19 protein-coding genes are annotated in these 16,565 nt (G+C 69.6%); 9 read left to right on the plus strand and 10 right to left on the minus strand.

Features of this window, described 5'->3' with window-relative positions; translation table 11 throughout:
* Nucleotides 1-102 precede the first annotated feature (102 nt).
* Nucleotides 103-735 carry an FMN-binding negative transcriptional regulator gene (locus ACK42S_RS00835; RefSeq protein WP_409702282.1) on the minus strand — a complete coding sequence of 211 codons (633 nt, stop codon included), beginning with the start codon at nt 733-735 and terminating at the stop codon, nt 103-105.
* 329 nt (nt 736-1,064) lie between these two features.
* On the opposite strand from ACK42S_RS00835, the gene ACK42S_RS00840 reads away from it, so the two are divergent.
* The 3 genes from ACK42S_RS00840 (at nt 1,065) to ACK42S_RS00850 (ending at nt 2,913) form a co-directional block, all read left to right on the plus strand.
* A complete protein-coding gene (locus ACK42S_RS00840) occupies nt 1,065-1,478 on the plus strand; it encodes a hypothetical protein (RefSeq protein WP_409702284.1) in 414 nt (137 codons plus the stop codon).
* Nucleotides 1,479-1,623: 145 nt separating this feature from the next.
* Nucleotides 1,624-1,911: a hypothetical protein gene (locus tag ACK42S_RS00845; protein WP_409702286.1), complete on the plus strand. Its 288-nt coding sequence runs from the start codon at nt 1,624-1,626 to the stop codon at nt 1,909-1,911.
* Nucleotides 1,912-2,229: 318 nt separating this feature from the next.
* Nucleotides 2,230-2,913, plus strand: a complete 684-nt coding sequence (locus tag ACK42S_RS00850) for a class I SAM-dependent methyltransferase (RefSeq protein ID WP_409702288.1) — start codon at nt 2,230-2,232, stop codon at nt 2,911-2,913.
* A gap of 25 nt (nt 2,914-2,938) precedes the next feature.
* Here the strand turns inward: ACK42S_RS00850 and ACK42S_RS00855 are convergent, their stop codons facing one another.
* From ACK42S_RS00855 to ACK42S_RS00880, 6 genes are all read right to left on the minus strand, one after another.
* Nucleotides 2,939-3,196 (minus strand): hypothetical protein, encoded by a 258-nt coding sequence (locus tag ACK42S_RS00855; RefSeq protein ID WP_409702290.1) that lies wholly within the window; start codon nt 3,194-3,196, stop codon nt 2,939-2,941.
* A 179-nt stretch (nt 3,197-3,375) separates the two neighbouring features.
* On the minus strand, nt 3,376-4,059 hold the full coding sequence (locus ACK42S_RS00860) for an AAA family ATPase (protein ID WP_409702292.1): 684 nt from the start codon (nt 4,057-4,059) through the stop codon (nt 3,376-3,378).
* A complete protein-coding gene (locus ACK42S_RS00865; protein WP_409702294.1) occupies nt 4,056-4,421 on the minus strand; it encodes a hypothetical protein in 366 nt (121 codons plus the stop codon). Before ACK42S_RS00865 ends, ACK42S_RS00860 begins: the two co-directional genes overlap by 4 nt.
* 29 nt (nt 4,422-4,450) lie before the next feature.
* The gene (locus tag ACK42S_RS00870; RefSeq protein WP_409702296.1) at nt 4,451-5,647 is read right to left on the minus strand and encodes a methyltransferase; all 1,197 of its coding nucleotides are present in this window, start codon (nt 5,645-5,647) and stop codon (nt 4,451-4,453) included.
* A complete protein-coding gene (locus ACK42S_RS00875; RefSeq protein WP_409702298.1) occupies nt 5,637-7,172 on the minus strand; it encodes an amidase in 1,536 nt (511 codons plus the stop codon). Before ACK42S_RS00875 ends, ACK42S_RS00870 begins: the two co-directional genes overlap by 11 nt.
* Before the next feature lie 11 nt (nt 7,173-7,183).
* Entirely contained in the window at nt 7,184-7,873 is a 690-nt protein-coding gene (locus ACK42S_RS00880; RefSeq protein ID WP_409702300.1) for a DUF6781 family protein, read from the minus strand.
* 138 nt (nt 7,874-8,011) lie between these two features.
* Between ACK42S_RS00880 and ACK42S_RS00885 the strand changes: the two genes are divergently transcribed.
* Nucleotides 8,012-8,965 carry an MBL fold metallo-hydrolase gene (locus tag ACK42S_RS00885; RefSeq protein ID WP_409702302.1) on the plus strand — a complete coding sequence of 318 codons (954 nt, stop codon included), beginning with the start codon at nt 8,012-8,014 and terminating at the stop codon, nt 8,963-8,965.
* On the opposite strand, the gene ACK42S_RS00890 is transcribed toward ACK42S_RS00885, so the two are convergent.
* Nucleotides 8,966-9,781, minus strand: a complete 816-nt coding sequence (locus ACK42S_RS00890; protein ID WP_409702304.1) for a ProQ/FINO family protein — start codon at nt 9,779-9,781, stop codon at nt 8,966-8,968. It abuts the gene before it with no gap.
* A gap of 252 nt (nt 9,782-10,033) precedes the next feature.
* On the opposite strand from ACK42S_RS00890, the gene ACK42S_RS00895 reads away from it, so the two are divergent.
* Both ACK42S_RS00895 and ACK42S_RS00900 read left to right on the plus strand, forming a co-directional pair.
* Nucleotides 10,034-11,218: a YbfB/YjiJ family MFS transporter gene (locus ACK42S_RS00895; protein WP_409702306.1), complete on the plus strand. Its 1,185-nt coding sequence runs from the start codon at nt 10,034-10,036 to the stop codon at nt 11,216-11,218.
* Nucleotides 11,215-11,796, plus strand: a complete 582-nt coding sequence (locus ACK42S_RS00900; RefSeq protein WP_409702308.1) for a carboxymuconolactone decarboxylase family protein — start codon at nt 11,215-11,217, stop codon at nt 11,794-11,796. Before ACK42S_RS00895 ends, ACK42S_RS00900 begins: the two co-directional genes overlap by 4 nt.
* A 45-nt stretch (nt 11,797-11,841) precedes the next feature.
* Here ACK42S_RS00900 and ACK42S_RS00905 read toward each other — a convergent pair whose 3' ends face one another.
* Both ACK42S_RS00905 and ACK42S_RS00910 read right to left on the minus strand, forming a co-directional pair.
* Nucleotides 11,842-12,357: a hypothetical protein gene (locus ACK42S_RS00905; RefSeq protein WP_409702310.1), complete on the minus strand. Its 516-nt coding sequence runs from the start codon at nt 12,355-12,357 to the stop codon at nt 11,842-11,844.
* 176 nt (nt 12,358-12,533) lie between these two features.
* On the minus strand, nt 12,534-13,028 hold the full coding sequence (locus ACK42S_RS00910; RefSeq protein ID WP_409702312.1) for a MarR family winged helix-turn-helix transcriptional regulator: 495 nt from the start codon (nt 13,026-13,028) through the stop codon (nt 12,534-12,536).
* 142 nt (nt 13,029-13,170) lie between these two features.
* Between ACK42S_RS00910 and ACK42S_RS00915 the strand changes: the two genes are divergently transcribed.
* The 3 genes from ACK42S_RS00915 to ACK42S_RS00925 all read left to right on the plus strand — a co-directional run.
* Nucleotides 13,171-14,388 carry a cation:proton antiporter gene (locus ACK42S_RS00915; RefSeq protein WP_409702314.1) on the plus strand — a complete coding sequence of 406 codons (1,218 nt, stop codon included), beginning with the start codon at nt 13,171-13,173 and terminating at the stop codon, nt 14,386-14,388.
* A gap of 21 nt (nt 14,389-14,409) precedes the next feature.
* Complete coding sequence (locus ACK42S_RS00920; protein ID WP_409702316.1) at nt 14,410-15,540, plus strand: YbdK family carboxylate-amine ligase; 1,131 nt, start codon at nt 14,410-14,412, stop codon at nt 15,538-15,540.
* Nucleotides 15,541-15,804: 264 nt separating this feature from the next.
* Nucleotides 15,805-16,565: pullulanase-associated domain-containing protein (locus ACK42S_RS00925; RefSeq protein ID WP_409702318.1), on the plus strand; the 761-nt coding region annotated here is incomplete at its 3' end.

Genomic DNA, 16,565 nt, shown 5'->3' on the forward strand with positions numbered 1-16,565 from the left:
CCGCCGGACCGGGGGCCGTGCCGCCTGTGGCGCACGCGCGCGCAATCGTTCGAGAGCGGGCTGGTGGTGCGGGAGGACGCGGTGTGGCGCTGAAGCCGGGGGTCACCGTCCGTGGCTCGCGTTGCGCATCGCCTGCGCCAGCCCCGCGTGGCCCTGCGTCTCCAGCCCCTGGATGGCGCCGGCGCGGTCGCGGGCCTCGTGGTGCTGGTTCAGCTTGCGCTTGCCGTCCAGGCGCGTGATGCGCACCTCCAGCCCCACGATCTTGCCCAGCATGGCGGCCAGATAGTCGGGCGGCGCATCGCCCATCTTCCACGGCACCGGCTGCGTGGCTTCATGCACGCGCGTGAGCCGCGCCACCAGCCCGCGCAGGAACTTTTCGTCATCATGCACATGCACCGTGCCGTGCGCATGCACCACCTCGTAGTTCCAGGTGGGCACGCGGCGGTGGGTGTCGTGCTTGCCCGGGTACCAGTTGGGCGAGATGTAGCCCTCCACCCCGCGGAACACCACCAGCACTGCATCGCCGCTCACCACCTCCTGCCACACCGTGTTGGCCCGCGCCACATGCGCCAGCAGCACCCCGTGCGGGCCCTGCGCCGGGTCCAGCAGGAAAGGAATGTGCTGCGCCTCCAACCCCGCGGCGGTGTGCGTGACCATCATGCCCAGCGGGTGGTCGTTGATGATGCGGTGCAGCTGCTCGGGGCGGGTTTCGGCGAAGTGAGGGGGGAGGTACATGGTGGGGGCTCCGGCGCTGGCGCGTGCGGGATGGGGAAGGGACGGCCCGGTACTGTGCCTGCAAAGAGGCAAGGGCCTCAAGGCCCAACGGCGGGCCCGGGCAACTCAGTTCCCCCCCAAAAGGGGGAATTGGCTGGGTGGCGGCCTCAGGCAAAGTGCGCCTTGCGAAACCTGCGCCAGTTTGCATGAAATTCAGTGCTGTACAAATATCCAGACAATGCCTCGAGGCGCAGGCTGGGCGAGGCTTGCAGCCCGATCGGGCCGTCGGCGTTAGGAAGGCAGTCGACGGTGTTATGCAGCAGTTTTGCTTCCTATAACACGTTAGCGCTATGAAACCTAGAACCATCGCACTTCAAATCATTTGTTGCGTAATTGGGGCCTTCCTCATCTCCGTCGAGTTCATTGCAACGAAGAGTATTTCCGAGAGTGGTTTATTCTTTGGTTGGTTATTTTTCTTTGCCGCAAGCATCCTCGGCGCCGATCACGCGGCCAATGCAAGCACAACGTCCAGGCGCTTTTTCAAATTACTCGTGGTGATCTCCGCGCTTCCATTCATTGCTCTATGTGCATATCTACTAATCAGCGCACCTGATGCAAGCCCGCTCGCCATGTTCGGGCAGGTAGCGAAGATCCTTCTGTTCAGTGTGTGCGTGGCTGCCATCGCCATGGAAAGCCATCCGTTTGTTCAGCGAGCTTTGAAAGCCTGCGGGTTTTCGGTGCCTAAGAATGAGTGCTCGCGCTAACAATTCCGTCGAGAGGGACCGCCCACAAGCTGCGCTTGTGGGTTCCCTTCGCGGCTTTGCCGCTACGGCGGCCCCTCACGTCAAACGTTAGGCATCACAATCCTCGACGCTCCTAGCGCCCAGGTTCAGAAAGGCGAGAGTTCATATGAAGCGCTGCTATCTAGCAATCTTTGGTCTCCCCAAACCGCAGCCTGAGCACGCGAAAATCGTGGAAGTCATCCGAGCAGCGTCCGGTGGCGAATTCAAGCAGTTCATCGTCCCTGGCGGCATCGGGTTCATGTACGAATCCGAGGAGCTGCCGTGGAATCTCTCGTTCTCGCGAATTCTTCACAACGGCGATACGAAGCTGATCGTTGAAATTGGCGAGAAGGTTCTTCTTGAAGGCTATGGTGCCGCACAGGGGTGGCTCAATACTCGCCGGCCGCGGCAATGATGCCTAACCCTTCCATCGAGGGGACGTCTTACAGCCGGCTTCGCCGTCTGCAAGCCGCCCCTCATGTCAAACGTTAGGTGTCGTGTCCCGGATGATTGATCACAACGTGGGCGTTTCGCTCGTCGGCATGTACGAAATCAAACGGATCGACAACGATTACTTCGATGGCGAATGACGCCCAACCAGCCCATGCAGCCGATCCGCTACCGTGGGCTGGCCTCCGGTGTGTCCACGTCAATGTGTGTATTGCTGGGATAGCTCCGCGGCAGCACAAGTCCGTGGTCGGGGTGTCTTGAGCACCAACAACCGGGGAAGGCGATGAAACGTGACCATGGGCACCAGCCCGAACACCCCACGACGACCGACAAGGACGCGCAGTTCTGGGACAAGGCGGCGCGGAAGTACGCCGCCTCTGCGATTGCGGACGAGGCCGGGTTCGAACGGACCTTGGCGCGCACGCGGGCGCTCATGCCTGCCGGTGCGCGGGTGCTGGAGCTGGGCTGTGGCACCGGGACGGCGGCGCTTCGCCTGGCCGACGCGGCGGAGAGTTATCTAGCCACCGACCTGTCCACCGGCATGATCACCATCGCCGAGGAGAAGCTCGCAATGCCTGACCACCAAGGGCTCAGGGGCCGGCTTCGTTTCCGGCAGGCCACGGCAGACGCCTTGGCGCGAGAAGGCGAGCGCCATGACGTGGTGATTGGCTTCAATGTCCTGCATCTGGTGGGCGACCTGCCCGCGGTGCTCGGCCAGGTCCGGGCCTTGCTGGCGCCGGGCGGGCTCTTCATCTCCAAGACGCCCTGCATCGCTGAGATGAACCCGCTGATCCGGCTGGCCGTGCCCGTGATGCAGTGGGTGGGGCTGGCGCCGAGCGTGACGACGTTTTCTGCAGCGGGCCTGGAACAGGCGATCCGTACGGCCGGATTCGACATCCTGGCCACGGAGCGGCACGGCTCGAAGAAGCGGGACTGGCGCCCGTTCATCGTTGCCCGAGCGTTTTGAACGGCGGCAGGGCGGCGGTCTTGGGTCAGCGAGCCTGCGACACGCCAGCGACGCCCCCCTCCCTGCCAGGGGTCATCGTGCAGGCCGAAGACGCCGGGGTGGGGGTGGGGCCAAGCTCGCGCCAGGTGGCGCCGGGGGCTTGGCTGACGAGTTGGCGCTCGACGGCGGCCAGTGCGTTGGCCAGGCGGTCGATCTGGCCGGACTGCCATTGCGGCGCGCTGTAGGCTTCGGCCAGTTGGGCGCGGAGCCGCGCATACTCTTCCTGCAGGACGGGGTTGTTCATGGAGCGGGTCCTCACGCGGGGGTGGGGTCAATATGAACAAGGCCGGATGCGCGAGCCACCCCCTGGTTGGAGGCGGCCCCGGCATTCGCGGGGGGGGGGGCGCCGAAGGGGCATCGACGTGTATCGATGGTGCCGCACGGCAGCGCGGCAGGCGGTCGGTGCGGTGGCATGGCGGGCTGTCAGCGGGTTCCGACCGCCGTGGCCTCTGGTGGGGTGGTGCTCAGCGCGGCTTCGATCAACGGCTTGGCCCACTGCGGTGTGGCGCGCAGCGCCTGCGCATCGTCGGCCCGCGGGTGGATGAGCCGCCCGCGGCGCAGTTCCAGCAGCAGGCGCGGGTCGGGGATGGGCTCGCCCGGCGCGGCTTCGGCGCTGTTGTCGTACACCTGCAGGTGGGCGAGGTGGGGCATCAGGGCGATGAGGTTGGCCAGGGCGCGCGGGTAGCGCTGGCGGATGCGGTCTTCGGGAATGTCGTGGCCGCCGGCGCGCACACGGGCCCGCACGCGGGCCAGGTGGTGCTCGGGGGTGTCGAGGCCGCAGAACCACATCAGCACGTCGTGGGTGCGGGTGGCGTCCCGCAGGCGCTGGGCGATGGTGGTGCCGCCCAGGGTGGTTTCGAAGGCGTGGTGGCGGCCCTGGGCCAATGCCTCGTCGAGCCGGCGCAGGCCTTCGGTCCAGGCCAGGCCGCTGGCCTCCTCGGGCGTGGCGAGGCCGGCCGCGACGAGTTCACGTGCGTAGGTGTCGGGGTTGAACCAGGTCAGGCCCTGGCGGGTGAGCAGGTGGCCGCCCAGCGAGCTCTTGCCGGCGCCGTTGACGCCAGCCAGCACGAAGAGGACGGGGCGCGGGGCGGACGGCGGCTTCTTCAATAGCTGGCCCCGGCCTTGACCTCACCGCCCAGGCGGGCCGGGCCGTCCATCAGGCCGCGCAGGCGGTCGCCGGCCTCGGGGGTGTTCAGCACGGCCAGGCGCTCGTCGAAGCGGCGGCGCAGGGCGTCCAGGGCGGCCTCGGCCGGGTCGGCGGCGCGCTGGGCGCGTGCCAGCAGCTCGGCATAGGCCTGCACGGGCAGGATCACCGCCTCGGGCTGCTGGTGGTTGGTGACCAGCACGGGGCCTTGCGTCTGCAGCTGACGCATCACGCCGCGCCAGCCGAGTTTTTTCACGTCGGACGCGGGCGTGCGGTGGAGCTGGTCCACGGGCGGGACGGGCTGGGTCTTGAGGACGGCGGACATGGCAGGCTCCCGGACAGCGTGCACCTATCTTAGGCCAAAAGGGGAATTTTGGCCAAAAGGGGTCCATTGGATTCAAGCACGGGCCGCAGGCGCCACAGCGAGGTCACCTCCGAACGCCGGGCCCGGAACAGCGGGTCGGACGGGTCGGCGGCCTTGGGGTGACGGGGGCGGATGTCGTGGCGGCCGGCCACAGTCAGGCCCGCCTCGGCGATCCAGCCCAGCAGCTCGGCCCGGGGGCGCAGGCCCAGGTGCTCGGCCAGGTCGGACAGGATCAGCCAACCCTCGCCGCCGGGCGTGAGGTGGGCTTTCAGGCCGGCCAGGAAGGCGCGCAGCATGCGGTGGTCGGGGTCGTAAACGGCCTGCTCCAGCGGCGAATGGGCCCGTCCAGGCAGCCAGGGCGGGTTGCACACGATGAGCGGGGCGCGGCCGTCGGGGAAGAGGTCATCGCCGCTGAGCGTCACGCGATCGGCCAGGCCCAGGCGCTGCAGGTTGTCGCGCGCGCAGGCCAGGGCGCGGGGCGAGGTGTCGGTGGCCACCAGCTTGCGCACGCCGCGCCGGGCCAGCACGGCGGCCAGCACGCCGGTGCCAGTGCCCACATCAAAGGCCCGCTCGGGGGGCGGGGAGGGCAGGGGCGTGGTGGCCACCAGATCGACGTATTCCCCCCGCACCGGTGAGAACACGCCGTAGTGGGCATGGATGCGCGCGCCCAGGGCCGGCACCTCCACGCCCTTGAGCCGCCATTCGTGGGCGCCGATGGCGCCCAGCAGCTCGCGCAGCGACAGCACACAGGGCGCCTCGCAGGGGCCGAAGGCTTCTTCGCAGGCGGTGCGCACCTCGGGCGCGCGGCGCAGCGGCAGCGCGTAGTGGGCCTCGAAGGGCAGCAACACGAGGTTGAGGCGGCGGGCCTTTTCGGCCTGGGCCTTGCGCTGCAGGTGGAAGGCATGGGCGAGCGGGTCGGTGCCCGGGGCCGGTGCGGGCGGCGGCTTGCGCGGCGGGCGGTCGAGCCGCCGGGTCAGGGCCACGAGCAACTGGCGGGCGTTGTGGTAGTCGCCGCGCCACAGCAGGGCGGTGCCTTCGCTGGTCAGGCGCAGGGCGGTGTCGGCCGTGGTCTGGTCGTCGGCCACCACCACGCGTTTGGGCGGCGGCAGGCCCGCCTCGGAATGCCAGTGGGCCTCATGGGACCGGCCGTCTTCGGTCCAGCGCAGGGTCGAGATGTCAGTGGGCATGCGCCACTGTAGCGGCTGGGCTGTCGTGCGCCAGCGGTGGCAGCCGGTCGAACCAGGGCTGGGCCTGCTCGAGCTGGGCCGCCAGCTGCAGCAGCGTGGCTTCCTCGCCGAAGCGGGCGATGAACTGCACACCCAGCGGCAGGCCGTTGGCGCACCAGTGCAGCGGCACGCTCATCGCGGGTGTGCCGGTGAGGTTGGCCAGCTGGGTGAACGGCACATGGCGCAGGCTGTCGAGCGCGATCTGGTCGATCACCGGGGCCAGCACGCCCAGGCGGTGCAGGCCGCCCAGCAGGCCGGTGGCGCACAGAACCGTGAGCAGGCTTTCCTGCCAGGCGGGCGGGTCGCCGGTGCCATGCACCACAGGCGGGCCCGCCAGCGTGGGGGTGAGCAGCAGGTCGTGCTGCTGGTGGAAACGGCCCAGCGCGCGGGCGAAATCGTTCCAGCGCCAGAGGTGGCGCGTGGCGGTGCCAGCCGAGGTGGCACGGCCCAGGGCGGCCAGCACGCGGGTGAGCGGTTCGAAATCGCTCTCGCGTGCGCCCTGTTCGCACGCCTGGCTCACGCTGGCGGCCACCACGCCGAAGTAGAGGTGCAGGTAGGTCTGGGCCAGCGCACGGCCGTCGATGTCGGGGGCGCCCGGCACCACCTCGTGCCCGAGTTGGCGCAGCAGATCGACCGTGTGCTCGACGGCGGCCACGGCTTCGGCGTGCACCGGCGTGCCCAGCGGCGAGGCGGTGGTGTAGGCGATGCGCAGGCGCGGGGGCGGCTGGCGCATCAGTTCGACATAGGGTGCCGGCGGCGGCGGGATCTGGAAGGGGTCGCCCGGTTCGGGGCCGGACAGCACATCCAGGGCGAGTGCACTGTCGCGCACGCTGCGCGAGATCACCCCGTCGCTGGAGGCGCCGTACCAGACTTCGCCGAGCGCCGGACCCACCGATACGCGCCCGCGCGAGGGCCGCAGGCCGAAGAGCCCGCAGCAGGCCGCCGGGATGCGGATGGAGCCGCCGCCATCGTTGCCGGCGGCCATGGGCACCACCCCCGCGGCCACGGCGGCGGCCGCGCCCCCGCTGGAGCCGCCCGGGGTGTGGTCCAGGTGCCAGGGGTTGCGGCTGGGCCCCAAAGCGCGCGGGTCGGTCACGCCCTTGAGGGCCAGTTCGGGCAGGCGGGTCTTGCCGAAGATCACCAGGCCCGCGGCCTTCAGGCGGCGCACGATGCTGCTGTCCTGGGCGGCGGGGCGCGTGAAGGCCCGGCTGCCCTGGCCGGTGGGCAGCCCGGCGATGTCGTGCACGGCATCCTTCACGAGGAAGGGCACCCCGCCCAAGGGTCCCGAGGGACGGCCATGGGGCCAGGCCTCGATCTGGGCGCGGGCCTCGCCTTCCATCAGCCGCGCGAGCGACTGGATGCGCGGCTCGACCCGGTCGAGCTGTTGCAGCGCGAGATTCAGCAATTCGCAGGCACTGACCTCGCCGCGGGCCACGGCGGCGGCCAGGGCGGTGGCGTCATGGCGCAGGTACTCGGCGTGGTGCATGCGCCGCCGCGTCAACGCTTGCGCGTGCGGGCCGCCGGTGCTTCGGCGCTGCCCTGTTGCAGCCCTTCGGTCATGCCGATGAGCACGCCGCTGACCAGCGTGGAATAGCCTTCGAGCAGGGCCTGGGCGGTGCGCAGGCCCATGGCCCGGCTCTCGCGCAGGCTGGTGCGCGCCTGCGCCAGGAGCTGCTCGACGGTGTCCGCCGCCTGGGCGCCGGTGTGGGTGCCCTTGAGCTTCATCGCATCGAGCACGGGCTGCCAGGCACCTTGCACGGGGCCCGCCGCGTCCTGGATGGCCTTGCCCACGGTGGTGAAGAAGACGTCTTCCATCTTCTCGAGATTGGCCAGCGCGGTCTTGAGCGGGCCCTGCTGCAGGTCGGCTCCCTGGGAGACGAATTGCTGCAAGGCGGTGCGGTGCGCCTGCACGGCCTTCAGCAAGGCGGCATCCATGCCGTCGAAGGCTTTCTCGAGGAGCTTTTGCACGTCGATGGTGCTGCCCGGGTTCTGGGCCGCGCCGGCCGAGGCCGCCTGGGTGACGGCCTGCAGCACGCTGCGCACGTTCTGCAGTGTGAGCTCGCGCCCCTGCAGGGCCTTGAGGGTGGCCGCGCTCACCGCCTTGCGCAGCGCCTCGCCCTGGCCGGCGGTGGCCTGGGCGAACATCTGGATCAGGGCGTCCTGGTCGATGCCGGATTTCGTGCTCATGCGCGTCTCCTCGTCTTTTCGTTGCGGCGGCCGCGCCCGATGCGGCACCTGCCGCTTTATAGGCGGGATCACGCGCGCTGACCAGGGGGTGGGCCAGCACGGACTGCACCACCGCAACGAAAGGACGAGAATGCCGCGATGGACTTCCTCGAACACCTCGACCCCGGCATCACCGTCATCGACACCGGCTTTGTGCGGCCGCGATTCGATGCGGCCTACCTGATCGTCGAAAACGGCCGCGGCGCGTATGTGGACACCGGCCCCAACAGCGCCGTGCCACGCCTGCTGGCGGCTTTGCAGGCCCGGCAGATCGCCCCCGAGCAGGTCGATTGGCTGATCGTCACGCACGTGCACCTCGACCACGCCGGCGGCGCGGGCCTGCTGCTGCAGCACCTGCCGAACGCAAAGCTGGTGGTGCATCCGCGCGGGGCGCGGCACCTGATCGACCCGCGCCAGCTCATGGCCGGCGTGCGGGCGGTCTATGGCCCCGAGGTGGCCGAGCGTGACTACGGCGAGCTGCAACCCGTGCCGCCCGAACGTGTGCTGGAAACCCACGATGGCCTGGTGCTGGAGCTGGCGGGACGGCCGCTTCACTTTGCCGACACGCCGGGGCACGCCCGCCATCATCACTGCATCTGGGATGAAGCCAGCCGCGGCTGGTTCACCGGCGACACCTTCGGCATCGCCTACCCGGATCTCGTCACGGCCGATGGCCGCTACGCCTTTCCGACCACCACGCCGGTGCAGTTCGAGCCCGAGGCCCTGCACCGCTCGATCGACCGGCTGATGGCATACGACCCGCAGGTGATGTTCCTCACGCACTTTGGCGCCACGCGCGCGGTGGCCGCGCAGGCGGCCATGGTGCGCGATCAGCTCGATGCGATGGTGCGCCTGGGCCGGTCGGTCGCAGACCGGCCCGACCGCGATGCACGCCTGCGTGCGGGCCTGGCGGCGCTGTATGGTGCTGAATACCGGCGCTGCGGCGGCGCGCTCGACGACGAGCGCGTGCAGGCGCTGCTCGAAGGCGACGTGGAACTCAACGCCCAGGGCCTGGGCGTGTGGCTGGACAAGCAGGCGGCCGCGACCGCCTGATCAGCGGCGCGGGCCGCGGGGGCGGTCCGGGCCTTCACGCCGGGGCGGGCGGTCGCCGCCTCGCGGCGGACGGTCTCCGCGCGGGGGCGGGCGTCTGTCATCAGCTCCTCCTCCTTGCGCCTCGCGCAGCAGATGGTGCATCTGCCCCGGGGGCATGTTCTTGCTGGCGGCGAATTCGTTGATGCTCAGGCCGCTGTCGCGGTAGGCCTTGCTCAGCTCGGCCAGGAAGGCCTGCCGCTGCGCGCGCTCGGCTCGGGCTGTCTCCAGCAGGCCGTCCAGCGCGTCGGGCGCAATGCCCTTGAGGGCGCAGAAGTTCTCGCGGGTCAGTGTGGTGGTCTCGAAGGCCCGCAGCAGGCCGGCGCGGAACTGGCGTTCGGCGCGCTGGGCTTCGCGGTGCTTGGCACGGGCCTGTTCGCGTTGAGCTTGGCGTTGGGCCTTGCGACGGGCCTGGGCCTGCGGGTCGGCCGCCTGGGCCACGGGCGCGGCCTGCCCCTCACGCGGCGGATGCAGCGGGCCACGGCGCTGCTCGCGGCGTTGCAGCAAGGTTTCCAGCGCGATTCGGCGGTGTTCTTCACTCAGTTCGCCGGCGGGCTGGCCGTCGAGATCGAAGCGTTGTGTGCCGGTGCTCACCGCCTTGAGATAGGCGTCACTGAGCGTGTAGCGGCGAAAGAAGGCCGACAGCACCGGCTTGGGGAACACGCCTGGCGCACGTTCGTTGATGTCCACCTGGATGCGCAGCTTCAGCGGCTTGGGCTCGCCGCCGAACAGGGCGGGAAAGCGCGCGCGCAGCTCCTCGGCACAGGCCTTGACCGTCATGGCAGGCGGCTGCGCGGGCGCTGTGGGGGGGGCAGCGGTCGCTGTGACATCGGCCGGGGCGGCCTGGGCGGACAAGAGCGGCTCGGTGGGCACCGGCGGGGGCGGCGGGACGTCTGCCCCTTCGGGCGGGGGGAGGTTCGGGGTGTCGGCGTTCATGACGGTTCGCGGCGTGAAGCGGCGATTGTCGCCGCTTCGACGGCCTGATGCCATGCGCGAGCGCTGCGTTGCCACGGTTCGGCTTAGCATCGCCCCATGAGCAACGACCACGAAGCGGCGAGGGCGTCGCGCCGGGCCCGGGCCGTGGGCCTGCTGGGCCTGGCCTCAGGCATGGGCATCGGACGCTTTGCCTTTACGCCGCTGCTGCCGCTGATGCAGGCCGAGGGGCTGAGCCTGACCGCCGGCAGCCAGTTGGCGGCGGCCAACTACCTGGGTTACCTCGCCGGGGCCTTGGCTTGCATGGCAGGCCATCCGCGTGCCGGTGCGGCGGCTCGGGCCGGCTTGCTGGGCGTGGCCGTATGCACCTTGGCGATGGCGGTGTCGCCGGGGCTGGTGATGGCCTGGTGGTGGCGTTTTGCGGCGGGCGTGTGCAGTGCCTTCGTGCTGGTGGGAGTGTCGGCCTGGGCGATGGGCTGGCTGGCGAAGGCAGGCCGCCCGGCTGCGGCGGGCGGCGTGTTTGCCGGCGTGGGCGTGGGCATGGCGGTGGCCGGCGGCATCGCCTGGGTGGCCGGGCTGCGGGCCTGGCCTGCGGCACCCACCTGGGCCGGCCTGGGCCTGCTGGCCGCCGCAGTGGTGGTCGTCGCATGGCATCCCTTGTGGGAGGACGCCACGGGGCCCGCGCCGGGGCCGCAAGGCGCAGCACAGGGGGTGCCGCGTGCCGTGTGGCCGCTGGTGGCCTGCTACGGCGCCCTGGGTTTCGGCTACATCCTGCCGGCCACCTTCCTGCCGGCGCTGGCGCGCCTGTGGGTGGACGATGCACGCGTCTTTGGCGCGGTCTGGCCGGTGTTCGGTGGGGCAGCGGCCCTGTCCACCGTGGGGGCCGCGCCGCTGCTGGCGCGCCACGGTGCGCGCACCGTGTGGGCCGCCGCGATGGGCGTGATGAGCGTGGGGGTGCTGCTGCCGGTGGTCTCGACCCAAGCCCTGGCCCTGGTGCTGAGCGCCGTGTGCGTGGGCGGCACCTTCATGGTGGCCACGATGGCCGGGCTGCAGGAAGCCCGGCGCCTGGGCGGCGCAGCGCCCACCCGCGTGATGGCCGCGATGACCGCCGCGTTTGCCACCGGTCAGTGGCTGGGGCCGCTCACCGTGGGGGCGCTGGCCCGCGCCGACGATCCGATCACCCGGCCCAGCCTGCTGGCGGCGGCCGTCTTGCTGCTGGCGGTGGGGGCCTTGCTGTGGCGCCGCCGCCCCGATGTGGAACTGCCTCGAAAGGACCCAGCATGAACACACCCCTGTTGCCCGACCGCATGCCGCCGTTGGCGCTGGAAGCGATGGACGATGCGCAGCGCGAAGCCGCCCAGGCCCTGATCGCCGGCCCGCGCAAGGCTGTCAAGGGCCCCTTCATCCCGCTGCTGCGCAGCCCCGCGCTGATGGACCGCGTGCAGCGGGTGGGCGAGTACCTGCGCTTCGACAGCAGCCTGCCCACGCGCGTGTCGGAGTTTGCGACGCTGCTCGTGGCGCGCCACTGGACGCAGCAGTTCGAATGGTGCGTGCACGTGCCGCTGGCGCTGAAGGCGGGAACTTCACCGGAGACGATCGAGGCCCTGCGCGAAGGCCGGCGGCCCACCACGATGGACGCCGACGAGACCCTGGTGCACGACTTCGTGGGCGAATTGCTACAGCACCACGGCGTGAGCGATGCCACCTATGCGAGGGCGGTCGAGCGTTTCGGCGAGCGCGGCGTGATCGACCTCACCGGCCTGGTGGGCTATTTCGCGATGGTGTCGATGGTGCTCAACGTGGCGCACACACCGCCCGAAGAAGCGCCCGGTGTGGCGCTGCTGCCGGCTTTCCCGCGCTGAATCGTCGCTAGTGGGGCGTCATGGTTGAAATCAACTGCTCGAACGTCACGTGATCGACACCGGCCACCAGCGCTCGCACCACAATGTCGGGCTTGTCGGCATGGAGCGCGATGAACTCGTAGCGACCGTCTTCGCCCTCGAAGGCATAGACGAGACGGTGAGCGGGCCTCTCGTCAGGGTTGAGCGGTACGTCGCGGAATGCATCTGCTTCCAGCTCTTCAGGAAGGCGCAGCCTTCCTCCGTTTTGCCTTGGAGCGCGTTGGCGAAGAAGGGACCAGGCTTGCTGTCACTCATGCCTTTCAAGGTGTACCCATCGTCCATCAACACGACGATCCTGCGGCTGTCGCCATAGTGAACGGCCAGGGCATCATGGCTGGGGATCAGGTGAGTCATCCCGGCCGGGATTCGCATACGCAACTGGTTTGCCGGTCGCACTTCCATCGTGCCAGACTCGGCACCAGGCAGGGGGTTCAGGGCGTTGAAGCTGGGGGACGGGCACGCCTGCGCGGCTGCAAGGATCGGTGCCGCCAGAAGGGCACCGAGAAGGGCACTGTATTGCATGGACACTCCCCGACTTTTTGGTGCGGGCAGTGTATGCAGCGCGCACGGCCCCCAGCAAGCGGCTGGCTGTAACGCATTTTTGCGAGCTGGACCCAGGCCGGCCCCGCAGGCATCCATCCAGGGGGTCGGACCCTGTTGCGCTTGCGCGCAGCGTCGTCGGCTGGCAGGACGGTTGCTCAGGCGTCGGCCAGCGGCACGTCGCGCCCGTCGGGCGCCTGCAGTGCCATCAACCCGATCACCTGCTCGAGCAAGTGATTGAGCTGCGCCAGGGCCGAAGGGTCCAGGCGTTCCAGCGCATCGGGCAGAATGCCGGCCACGGGCTTCGGGGCGGCTTGCGCGATGCGGGCGCCCGCTTCACTCAGGAACAGGCTCACCACGCGCTGGTCGCGCTGGTCGCGCCGGCGTTCCACCAGGCCCTTGCGGTCCAGCGACTCGACCAGATTGCTCGCCGTGGCCTGCTGGATTCCCAGCGCCTGCGCCAGTTGGGTCACACGAATGCCGGGCTGGGCCTGGATGGTGACCAGGCACCACAATTGGGAGCCGCTGACCCCGGTGGCTTCTTGCACATGCTGAAAATGCTGCTTGATCGACCGCACGATCATGCGGAAGCTGCGCAGGGCGCGCAGCACTTCGGCGGGCAGGGTGGGGTTCTCGCTGGGATGGGAGACCATGGAATCCGCTTGGGGATAGGACGGGACACCAAGCCGTTGTATGGCATGGTCCCCCCATAACGCGCCATCCGTCATTGGGTTGACGCGCCGCCACGGGCGGCTTGCCGCCTTGAAGACATGAACAAAGAAAGGGAACAGCACGATGCTCGAATCCATCTTTGCCACCCTTGGCATCAGCCTGTCGGGCTCCGGCGGGCTGTTGTGGGGATCGCTGGTCATCATCGTGGGCGCCCTGGTGGGTGAGGCGGTGTTCCGCCGGCTGGGCCTGCCGCGCGTCGTGGGTTATGCCTTGGCCGGCATGGGCGTGGGCCTGGCCGGGTATGGCATGGCGGCTGGCCAGCTCTCGCCGTCGCTGCGGGTCATCGTCGACCTGGCGCTGGGCCTGCTGCTGTTCGAGCTGGGCTCGCGGGTCTACCTGCGATGGCTGCGCACCAACCCCTTCCTGCTCGTCACCAGCCTGGCCGAATCGTTGCTCACCTTCGGGGCGGTCTACCTGGTGATGCGCTGGGCGGGGCTGGCCGCGCCGGCCGCCGTGGCCGTCGCGGTGCTGGCCGTGCCCACCTCGGCGGCGGTGATCTCCCGGGTGGCCTCCGAGTTCGGCGCGGCCGGGCAGGTGACCGAGCGGGTGTCGATGATGACCGCGCTCAACACCCTGTACGCCGTGTTCGCCAGCAAGCTGCTGCTGGCCTGGCTCGACTTGGACACCGGCCAGAACCCGGTGCAGGCCATCGTGCAGCCCTTGTACGTGGTGGCCGGCTCGGTGCTGGTGGCCGGGCTGCTGGGCTATGCCGTGGCTCGCGTGGCCCGTGGCCTGGATCTGCGCAATGAGAACTCCACCTTGCTGCTGCTGGGCCTGATCACCCTGGCGCTGGCGGTCACGCAGGTGCTCAACCTGTCCACGCTGCTCGTTCCGCTGATGGCCGGCCTGTGGCTGCGCAACACCACCGAACGGCCCTGGGTCTGGCCCCGCCACTTCGGCACGGCCGGCGGCGTGCTGGTGCTGCTGTTGTTCGTGATCGTCAGCACCTCCTGGTCTCCCGCGGCGCTGGCCGCCGGGGCCGGCCTGGCCCTTCTGGCCATGGCCGTGCGCCTGGCCGCCAAGGCCGGGGCGGTGCTCACCCTGGGCTGGTTCAGCGGGCAGTCCGTCCGCCAGGGCCTGGGCTTGAGTCTGGCCCTCACCCCGCTGTCGGCCACGGCCCTGGTGCTGTTTGCCGACCTGCAGGGCTCGCATGCCGCCTTTGCCGCTCAGGTCGCGCCCATCGCCCTGAGCGCCGTGGCGCTGATGGAACTGCTGGGCGCCCTGGCCGTGCTGGCCGCCCTGCGCGGCGCCCGTGAGATCACCCCCCAGCGCGGGGCCTGAGCCCTGCACCGAGGACACCCCATGAGCCTGGAAGCCTTCTCCACCTCCGAACCGCTGACCCTGGGCGTCGAGCTCGAACTGGCCATCGTCAACCGCCACGACTACGACCTCTCCCCCAGCTCGGCCGACCTGCTGCGCCTGATGGCCAAGCGCAAGATCCCCGGCGACGTGAAGCCCGAGATGACCGACAGCATGATCGAGCTGTCCACCGGCATCTGCCGCCACCATGCCGACGCCCTGGGCCAGCTCACCGAGATCCGCGACGCGCTGGTCGAGTGTGCACGCAAGCTCAACGTGGGCCTGTGCGGCGGCGGCACCCACCCCTTCCAGGACTGGAGCGAACGGCGCATCTTCAACACGCCGCGCTTCCACATGCTCTCCGAGCTGTACGGCTATCTGTCCAAGCAGTTCACCATCTTCGGCCAGCATGTGCACGTGGGCTGCCCGGGGCCGGATGACGCCCTGGTGCTGCTGCACGGCCTGTCGCGCTTCATCCCCCACTTCATCGCGCTGTCGGCCTCCAGCCCCTACGTGCAGGGCACCGACACCGGCTTCCACTCGGCGCGGCTGAACTCGGTGTTTGCCTTTCCGCTGTCGGGCCGCGCGCCGTTTTGCACCACCTGGGACGACTTCCGGATCTTTTTCGAGAAGATGACGCGCACCGGCGTGGTCCAGAGCATGAAGGACTTCTACTGGGACATCCGCCCCAAGCCTGAATTCGGCACGATCGAGGTGCGCGTGCTCGACACCCCGCTCACGATCGACAAGGCCGCGGCCCTGGCGGCTTACATCCAGTGCGTCTCGCGCTGGCTGACGGTGGAGAAGCCCTTCGAGCTCGCCGAGGACGACTACCTCGTCTATACCTTCAACCGCTTCCAGGCCTGCCGTTTCGGGCCCGAAGGCAGTTTCGTCGACCCCAAGACCGGGGAGCACCGCAGCCTGCGCGAGGACATCCTGGCCACCCTGGCCCGGCTGGAGTCGCATGCCATCGAGCTGAAGGCGGAGGCGGCGCTGGACTACCTGCGCCTGGAGCTCGAGCGCCACGGCAATGACGCCACCTGGGCGCGCCAAGTTCACGCCCGTGAACACCTCCTGCCCGAGCTCGTCCGGCAGCAGTGCGAGCGCTGGAGTGGGGAATGCTCCGTCGAGTGATGGTAATTTAACTACATCGACTCCAGCGAAGGGGTTTTCCGCTCGGCCGCTCGGCCGCCGATTCCGCGGCGTGGAACAGGCGAAATACCTATTGTTTATCAATCACTTGGCAATCGTTCCTGCGCCCCGAATGTTTCAGGGTTTGTCCCAGAGTTGATTTTGTAGTTTTACTTCGCGAACATCCCGGTCGCCGTATCTGGAGGCTGAGCACGCCCTGGCTTCGTCCATCGTGCCCCCTCCCGGTACCGAACTCAGGAGACGACGATGACGAACGGGATGAGACGAGGTTGGAGCCGCTTCTGGGCGGCCCTGATGGTGGCCGGTGGGGTTGGTCTGCTGGCCGGCTGCGGCGGCGGTGGGGGGAGCGATGGCGGCGGCGATGAGGGGGCCCCTGCGGTGGCGCCCGGGACGCTGCGGGTCCATTACCAGCGTGCAGCCGGCGACTATGCCGGCTGGGGCGTCTACGCCTGGCATGGACCGACGACCCCCTCGAGCGGCTGGCCCGGTTCGCCGCGCTTCGAGTTTGGGGCCTCCGACGGCTACGGCCGCTATGTCGACATCCCCGTGAACCCATCGGCCGGCCGGATGGACTTCCTGTTGAACCGGCCCACCAGCGCCTCCGAGGCCGAGAAGGACCAGGAGTGCGACCGCGTGGCGTCCTTCACGGCCGACATCGCCACCCGCGGCCAGGAGATCTGGCTGAAGCAGGGGGACTGCACCACCTACGACAGCGCCCAGGCCGCCAGCGGCCTGAACATCGGCCATGCCCGCGCGATGTGGCTGTCCGCCTCGCGCCTGGTCTGGCCGGGCCTGCCGCCCGGCGGCGAACTGCGCCTGTACCACGCCGCCCAGGGCGGCATCACCGTCAGTGCCTCGGGCGTCCAGGGGGCCGACGGCTTTCATGCGCTGAGCACCACCACGCTGGACACTGCACTGCGCGAGCGCTTCCGCCACCTGGCGGGTGCACCGGCCTTTGCGTTGCCGGTGGCCGCGGCCTCCGAGGTCCGCTCGCTGCTCAAGGGCCA

The sequence above is a fragment of the Caldimonas sp. genome, from assembly GCF_046289365.1.
GTDB lineage: Bacteria > Pseudomonadota > Gammaproteobacteria > Burkholderiales > Burkholderiaceae_C > Caldimonas.